The sequence below is a fragment of the Marinomonas sp. S3726 genome (genome assembly GCF_000967665.1).
GTDB lineage: Bacteria > Pseudomonadota > Gammaproteobacteria > Pseudomonadales > Marinomonadaceae > Marinomonas.
This window is the reverse complement of record NZ_JXYC01000082.1, coordinates 1-643: the sequence shown is the minus strand read 5'-3', so window position 1 is coordinate 643 and position 643 is coordinate 1. Positions and strand designations below refer to the sequence as shown.

General features: G+C 44.3%; 2 protein-coding genes. Both read right to left on the bottom strand.

Translation table 11 applies throughout. From position 1 onward, the window contains the following. A partial coding sequence (locus tag TW85_RS25140; protein ID WP_046019883.1) for a hypothetical protein occupies window positions 1-362 on the bottom strand: 362 nt, incomplete at its 3' end. Beyond that, the coding region (locus TW85_RS26295; protein WP_046019882.1) for a hypothetical protein at window positions 362-643 on the bottom strand (282 nt) is incomplete at its 5' end. The genes TW85_RS25140 and TW85_RS26295, both read right to left, overlap by 1 nt.

Sequence of the window (643 nt, the reverse complement as noted above, 5' to 3'; positions counted from 1 at the left end):
GAGCGAACCTCTTCAAATGGATCTCTCAATAATTTAAACGCTCGACGAGCCTCTTGTGTTAAACGGTGCTTTTTCAGTAACATAACTTCCTCCAATGATGTATTGCCGTTGGTTTGGTTGCTTTGGGCAATACTAGGTTTGTCAGCCGTATTAAATGCGGCTGACACTTCAACTTCTCCAACGCCTTTTTCGCGTAAGAACTCCGTAATTTTTACTTTAAGAACGCTGGCGTTTTTCTTAGGCCATAGCCCGTGGTTTACAATTTGGCTGATAGTCGCAGGAGACAAAAAGACAGACCTCGCCAAGTCGCTTTGTTTAGCCCCTATGCCGCCTAAAATGCTTTTTAAATACAGACCACTCATTACTTACCTCCTACCACTTTTAGAGTTTGAGTTTGTGGTTTAGTTAACTGCTCAACAATGTTGTCTAACTGATCCTCTGAAACCCCATCTGGGTAACGCTGTTCTAACCAGCTAAAGTAATCAGGTTTCCACTTTCCACCCATGCGACCACGTAAGCTTTTAGCCGCTTGCGTATGGTTAAGCGGTGCCGTTTCAACTTTTGGCGCTTTTAACGAGTGCTCAGAACCGCGACGGGGTAAATAAGCGGGCTGTTCAGTATCCAAAGTTGCGTAAGGGTTAAA